The sequence below is a fragment of the Pseudoflavonifractor phocaeensis genome, from assembly GCF_021531815.1.
Taxonomy (GTDB): Bacteria; Bacillota; Clostridia; order Oscillospirales; family Oscillospiraceae; genus Lawsonibacter; species Lawsonibacter phocaeensis_A.
The window spans coordinates 1-769 of the sequence record NZ_JADYUM010000041.1; the positions used below are offsets into that span (position 1 = coordinate 1).

General features: G+C 60.3%; 1 protein-coding gene. It reads left to right on the forward strand.

Annotation, left to right across the window (positions count from 1 at the left end; all coding sequences use genetic code 11):
* Window positions 1-2: 2 nt before the first annotated feature.
* On the forward strand, window positions 3-769 hold a 767-nt coding region (locus I6E42_RS12645; RefSeq protein ID WP_235372368.1), incomplete at its 3' end, for an AAA family ATPase.

Genomic DNA, 769 nt, shown 5'->3' on the forward strand with positions numbered 1-769 from the left:
CTATGAATGAATTTAAAGGCAGTCAGAACTATGTGGCGTCGGAGGAGCTGATGGGGGCGGTGAACATCGCCATGGTGCTCCAGAAGCCCCTGCTGATCAAGGGAGAGCCGGGCACGGGCAAGACCATGCTGGCCGAGGCCATCGCCGCCGCCCTGGGGAAGAAGCTCATCATCTGGAACATCAAGTCCACCACCAAGGCCCAGGACGGCCTGTATGTCTACGATGTGGTCCAGCGGCTGTACGACAGCCAGTTTGGCGGCGAGGGTGTGGACAACATCGAAAAGTACGTTCGCCTGGGCAAGCTGGGCGAGGCCTTCACCGACGAGGAGCAGGTGATTTTGCTCATCGATGAGATCGACAAGGCGGACCTGGAGTTCCCCAACGACCTGCTGTGGGAGCTGGACAGGATGGAGTTCCACATCCCCGAGACAGGCCGCACCGTCAAGGCCAAGCACCGCCCGGTGGTCATCATCACCTCCAACGCGGAAAAGGAGCTGCCCGACGCCTTCCTGCGCCGGTGTGTCTTCCACTATATCGCCTTCCCCGACAAGGAGCTGATGGGGGAGATCGTCAAGGTCCACTACCCCGACCTGGACGAGAACCTGCTGACCCAGGTGCTGGAGGCCTTCTACAAGATCCGTTCCCTGCCCCAGATCAAAAAGAAGCCCTCCACCAGCGAGATCATCGACTGGATCCAGGCTCTGGTCCATGGAGGCGTGGACCCCGACCGCATCGTGAAGGAGGTCCCCTATCTTGGGGTGCTGCTGAA